General features: G+C 67.9%; 5 protein-coding genes. All 5 read right to left on the bottom strand.

Annotated elements, in window-relative coordinates:
* Positions 1 to 1,860 (bottom strand): GDSL-type esterase/lipase family protein (locus tag PKH97_RS12715; RefSeq protein WP_324387859.1); only part of this gene is annotated, 1,860 nt, incomplete at its 3' end.
* Positions 1,861 to 1,897: 37 nt separating this feature from the next.
* The gene (locus PKH97_RS12710) at positions 1,898 to 2,425 is read right to left on the bottom strand and encodes a hypothetical protein (protein ID WP_324387858.1); all 528 of its coding nucleotides are present in this window, start codon (positions 2,423 to 2,425) and stop codon (positions 1,898 to 1,900) included.
* Between the two features lie 16 nt (positions 2,426 to 2,441).
* Positions 2,442 to 4,256 carry a hypothetical protein gene (locus PKH97_RS12705; protein WP_324387857.1) on the bottom strand — a complete coding sequence of 605 codons (1,815 nt, stop codon included), beginning with the start codon at positions 4,254 to 4,256 and terminating at the stop codon, positions 2,442 to 2,444.
* Positions 4,256 to 4,696, bottom strand: a complete 441-nt coding sequence (locus tag PKH97_RS12700; protein WP_324387856.1) for a hypothetical protein — start codon at positions 4,694 to 4,696, stop codon at positions 4,256 to 4,258. Before PKH97_RS12700 ends, PKH97_RS12705 begins: the two co-directional genes overlap by 1 nt.
* Before the next feature lie 167 nt (positions 4,697 to 4,863).
* Complete coding sequence (locus PKH97_RS12695) at positions 4,864 to 5,934, bottom strand: hypothetical protein (RefSeq protein ID WP_324387855.1); 1,071 nt, start codon at positions 5,932 to 5,934, stop codon at positions 4,864 to 4,866.
* Between the last annotated feature and the right edge of the window lie 127 nt (positions 5,935 to 6,061).

The raw sequence follows: 6,061 nt of genomic DNA, 5'->3' as shown, positions 1-6,061 counted from the left end.
GACCGAGGGAGCCTTGCCGGCGAGCGCGGTAGCGGTGGCCGTCGAGACCGGCTTGGCGGCGTCCGACGTGTTGTCGACGCTGCCCAGTCCCACATCGGCCTTCACTAGCGCGAGCGTGGTCTTCGCCGCTGCAGCGCTCGCGGCACCGAGCAATGCGAGGCCGGTCGCGGCCGGCGTGGTCCCGTTGACCTTCGCGACGGTGGGTGCCGCCGCCGTGCCCGCTAGGTCCCCGGCGAGCTGCACAACACCCTTAGTGGTAGTCGTGGCATCCCCGGCGCCTGCGGCTGGTGTGGTCCACCCCGCCGCCGTACCCGACGATGCGGTGAGCACCTGACCCGCCGTCGGCGCTGTAGCCGACACGGTCACGCCACGGACGGCGGCCACAGTCGGATTCGGGTAGGTGCCAGTCAGCCCGCCACCCGCCGCACCAGTCGGGGTCCGCGCATCCGCGAGCCGCGGGTCCTCGCCCAGACGGTCCGCGACATGCCTCGCGATCTCGGCATGACCCAGGTCCGACGGGTGCACGGAGTCGGCCAGCCATCCGAGTTCGTCTTGCGGCGCACTGGTGTTCGGCAGCCACAGGCTGGACTCGTAGAGGATGGTGACACCCGGCAGGGAACCGATAGCCTCCCGCGCGGCCTCCTCGTGCTCGGTCAGGATCTCGGGATTGGCCGTGTCCTCAAGCCGCCGCGTGGACATCACGAAGACGATGGCGCACCCGGGGGCCGCCGCTCGCAGGCGCGTCACAATGGTCAGCAGGTAAGACCCGAACGCGGTCGCGTTGACCGGGACACCGAAGCCGCCAGTAACGCCGGCCATGTCGTTAGCACCTAGGCCGATGACCACCAAGTGCGGGTTGACAGTCGCGACGGCCTCGTAATGCCGGTCGTCCGCATCGTACGAACCGATGTCGGCGCCACCTTGGGCGTACAGGTCCGCGCGGTAGCCGCCATGAGCGCCGTCGTACAGCTTCACCCCAGACGTGGCCGTCTCAAAGCAAACGCCCTCGACGACCGCGCTAGCCGATCCCGAGGTGCCCTTGATCTGGACAGTGTGCGCCCCTGCCGCCACCGTGTACGAAACGGTGCGCCCGGACTCTTCGGCGCCGGCAGAGTTGATCGACCCGACAACCGCGCCGTCGATGAGGACGTTCGCGGTCCCGCCGAAAAACATGGTGCGCGCGTAGAAGACCGTGATCTTGGTGGCCTGCTGGGCCGGGTAGGTGAGGGTGTCGTTAATGCCGAGCCGGACCGCCTTCATGCCCAGCCCGTAGGCATTGGGCAATGCCGTCGCGGACGCACCGGCGAGCGCCGGGTTGGGCACGACGAAAGGGTGTCCCGAGATCGCCGGCCAGTAGCCGTATCCGGTGTCGGCAGACCCGTAGGTCGCCCGCAATGTTGCCAGTAGCTTCCTCTGCCAGGCGTGCTCGCGGTCGCTCGCGCCCACGCCCTCGATCTTGCTGTCGCCCATGACGACGATCCGCAGCGTCCCCGCGGAGACCGCTTTCCGGGTCGGCGGCGCCGCGCGTTCCGACAGGGTGGAGAGGGTCTGCCCCGAATCCACAGTGACAGTCCCGCCACCGGCCCCCAAGTTGTGCGCCGGCAGCCATTGACGCGGACCACCGTTCACGCTCACCCATACGGCCGTCAGCGCGCCGACTTCCGGCCGCACGAGCGGGAAAATCCCGTCAGCCGGGATGGTGATGATCCCGCCCGGGATCGCAGCACCCGCCTCGTCGATCACGTCCGCGATCGGAGTGCCACCCAGCCGCGTCAGATACAGCACCGCCGACGCGCCCGGGGTTGCGACCTTCCCGAGCTGATCGACGGTAGCCGTACCGCCGACGGGGATGCGAGCCATTCAGTACACCTCTCGAATCGTCTTGGTGTGCAAGGCTTTAGACCTGCGTGGACTTGAATCCGAGGGTTACGCCGTCGCCGGCCAGCGCCGGGCTGTCGGCAGCAGCGCGCTTGACCCAGATCGCGCGACACGACCCCGCCGGAAGGTCGCCGATGATCAGTGCCGTTGCGTCCGTCACTGGCGCCGAGAAGGTCATGCCCGAGGGTGTGGTCGTCTCCGTCGCAATGACCACGGCCTGCGCGGTCGTGGACCCGATCGGAGTCGCCGGGTTCGGGTCCACCGCGATCGACGCCGACGCCGCTCCCGGCACCTGCGCCTTAATCCAGACCTTGAGCCCCGGCATCGCGTCGGTGGCGTGCGTGTTGACCACGAAGAAGCACCGGTAGTCGATGACGCTGCCCTTGTTCTCCGCGTCGCTGATCGTGTCGAAAAGCGCAGGCCCCGCCGACGTGGTCGAGATGTACTTTCCGAGGGATGCGTTCGGGGTGGAGGTGGACGTGTTGCCCGCCGTCCCCGCCGAGCCTGTCGAGAGTCGGACCGCTAGATCCGATGCAGTGAAAGCCATTGCGGCGCTGCTCCTTTCATGACCACCATGCCGGGACGTTGGCCGTACAGGCGTTGTTGACGGCGGTCGCGTCGGCCGTGGTCCAGGCCGTCCAGCCCGAGCCCACGCCCGGGTCGACACGCGCGGCCGCCAGGTGCCCGCCGCGCGTGATCTCCACCGACATCGCCCCGTACTCGGCCGCGAGCTTGTGAGTGTTGAGGGGCGACGTAGGGTCGTCCTTCTTCTGGTGCTTGACCTTCGTCTCTGTCTGGAAATGCAGACGCACACCCGTCGAGGCGTGCAACGACTTCATCCGCGCGTAGATCGCGGCATAGCCCTCGAACTTCCAGACGCCGGATACGAGCATCGCTGCAATCGAGTTGTTTTCGAGGATCGCGAACTTAGACCCGAACTTGGCGATCTGCTCATCCATGAGCGCCAGGGTCCGGTCGTCACTGCTCGACATGCCGGGCGGGTCTGCCGAGTTGATCGACTGATGCGGGTTGTAGGAAACCGCCGTCGCCACGCCGCGCGGGGTCCAAATGTCATTCCAGATATCGAAGCCCTCGGTAAAGGACGCGAGATCACCCGCCAGCGTGTAGTGCCCGGATTGCTCCACCCATGCGCCGGCCACCTTCTTCCAGCAGTGCAGCGACGCAATCCGGTTCTCTGGCAACGAGAACTGCTTGATGCAAGGCTCGGCGTACTGCGTCATCGGCAGGCTCATCGCGATGGCCACGAGGTTCGGCTCGTCGCCGATCGCCGCCGCCAGGAGCTCGTGAAACTCCCGCACCAGCTGCCAATACAGCGGGTCCGTCCAGTTCGGGATCGGCTTCTTCAGCGGAAACCAGCGATCCGCTACCGGCTTCGTGCGCGTAGATGGGGCGGCCGGCTTAGTGTCGTCCCCGTCCGCGCCGTCATTCGTGTACCAGTACGGCTCGGCGCCCGCGGTCTCGCGGAAGCCCAGGATGCCGACCAAGTCCTTTGCCCACGTCGGCGCATACATGCCGTGGAAGGGCCGGATAAAGACGTTGAGCCCGTTAGTCCTCGCCGTGGCGATATCCGCCCTGAGCGCGTTCACCTTCGCCGTGACGAGTGACCCGCGTGCGGACTGAAAGGCGTCCCAGTCGACCTCGATCACCGTGGACCGCGGCCGCGAAGCCGAGATGATCCCCGGCTTGACGATCGCGTCCAGGATGCCCAGCGTGTCGCTGAGCGAGCGGCCCATCGTGCCGCCCAGCAGACCCTTCGGCTTGCTCGCGTCAGCCACACGTTTCACGTCCCACGACAGCGCCAGTGACGTGTACTCGATGCTCGTCGGGGCCGCCCGCTGCACGTCCCACGTCAAGGACATTGGGCCGTACTCGATCTCGCCCGCCGGCACCAACCGCTCGACGTCCCACGCCAGGGCGAGCGCGTCGTACTCGATATCACCCGGGCCCGCGTCGCCCTCGACGATCCGGATCGTGCCGCCCACCGGTACGTACAGGTCATGCCCGGGAATGGCATAAGCGCCGCCCGTAGTCGGCGGCGGCGGGTCGGTCGGGGACATGGCCACCCAGACAAAGGTGACCTCCTTGCGTCCGCCAAGCATCCCGTACCAGCCGCGCAAATCCCACACTCCCGCACGGCAATAAGCCGTGAAGGTCGCACCTGGAAGAAAGGTCGCGGCCTGACTCAGAATCCACAGATTCAGCCCGTCAATATCCTGCGGCTGGTGCACGTGCGCGATCGGCGGGAAAGCCGCCGGCTTACCCGCCACCTGATCCCAGGTGACACGCCCGCGGACCTCACTCTCCGGCGCCGCCTGCTCACCCGGCTGCCCCTGATAGGGCAGCGTCCGGATCGGCATCAGCCCGTAGCCGGGGTCGCCACGATGGAGCCGGCCAGGTCACGGGCCACCGCGAAGAAGTGGCAGTAGCGGAAGACACCCGAGCCTGAGAACCCCTCGCCGATGGTGAAGCCCTGGATACCGAAGTCGGTGGGCGTCACCTCGCTCGACGGGGTGTCGCTGTTGTTCTTGGTGAGAGTGAATACGACCGGCATCCCGCCGCCGCCAGGGCCGTTGATTGCCGTCAGCATGACGATCGGGCGATCCGTGCCAAAGGTGCCCACCGGGATCGCCACGCGACTGTTCACCGACGCCGGGCCGCCACCTGACGGCCAATCTACGCGCGCCTGCCCGGACAGCTCCTTGCGGCCCGGCGTGATCCGTGTCCACGCGTTCACGTCCGCCGCCGTGGCCACATAGAAGGCGCCCGGGTCTTCACTCAAGGTGAAGACCTCGCCCACCTGCGGATCCTCCCCGGATGCCGCGTACGCCGCGGACCGGAGGGTCAGCGAGTCCCACCGATTGACCACGAGCCGCGATAAAGCCTCCACCGAGGCCGTCAGCTGCGCCGGGAAGCTCGCATTGCTCGGATCACCCACCGGCACACCGGAAATCGCGTCTACATCGGTCACGAGCGGACCTCCAATCGCATCGAAGAATCGCCTGTCAGGTCCACATCCACCCCATCCAGCACGGCCAGCACCGCGGGCGCCTCCGTGTCGATCAGCAGCAGGTCATCCACATCGGCCCACGGCTGCCACGACGAAACGACCTCGAGCGATCGACGCACCGACGCTGACCCCGCGAGCGCGTCTTGTGCCGCCGCCTCCGCCTGTGCGTCCGAGCCGATGCCGTCCATCTCGACGACATGCGCATAAAGTCCGTAAGTGCGCGGCATGGCATTGAGCCCGCGCGTCCGCGCGGAACGAGACCACTGCACGACATCCGCACCCACATATGTCGGGGAGCCCGGCCGGTCGTCGACCGCGATGCCCCAAAAGCGGCGGTCCCGGTCCCGCACTACGACCACGTTGTACGTCTCCGCGTCCGAGCGGGCCGACCCCCACGACACCGCCGACGCGCCCTTGCGCACCGACCAATCTGGGGAGCCCTCTACGCGCCGGCGCGGACCGACCCGCCACACGCCGCGCAAGTCGCACCACACCGACCAGCCGCACGCGGCGGCCACCGACTCGATCGCCGACCACCGAGAGCCGGACTGGCCAGACTCGCATTTCGTGGCCGCCAACGGCACATCCGAGACGTCCGCGAGTAGCCGCGCGTCCGGGCATGCTCCCTGGATCATCGTGGCCAGGAACTCAAGCGCCGAACCCTCGGCCTTGACGTCGCACAGCAGGTCCGCCCGCTGCGCCACATACTCCTCCGACTTGCCCGTCAGCGACCACGTGCCCGCGCTATCCCGCGGCGCATCCGTGATCCGGTAGACCCCTTGCGGCGCATTCACCCACTCTCGACCCGCGCGGATCGACGTCGACACCATCACCATGTGCCCGGCGCCCAAATCCAGCCGCGGACGGTCCGGCAGGTCCGGCACTACCAAAGTCAGCTCGTGACGATGCACATAGCCGGCCGACGAGCGTCGCCGCGCCGACGACACCGGCAGCGGAACCGCGCCACCCCCGACCGGCAGCAGCGTCGCCTCCACCCGCACCCGTGGCACCTGCCCAGCGCTCAGCATCGGCGCCGCCCGAGGATCAGGAGCGCTCACTGTGTCCACCCCGCGACCCCGGCCTTGAGCTGATCCCATGTGGTCGGATACGCCGACGCGTATGCCGCCGCGTCCGTCAGGCCCGCCACCGACTCAT

Source organism: Nostocoides sp. (genome assembly GCF_035343835.1).
GTDB classification, from domain to species: Bacteria; Actinomycetota; Actinomycetes; order Actinomycetales; family Dermatophilaceae; genus Nostocoides_A; species Nostocoides_A vanveenii.
The sequence above is the reverse complement of the archived record's forward strand: the minus strand, read 5'-3'. Positions and strand labels throughout refer to the sequence as shown.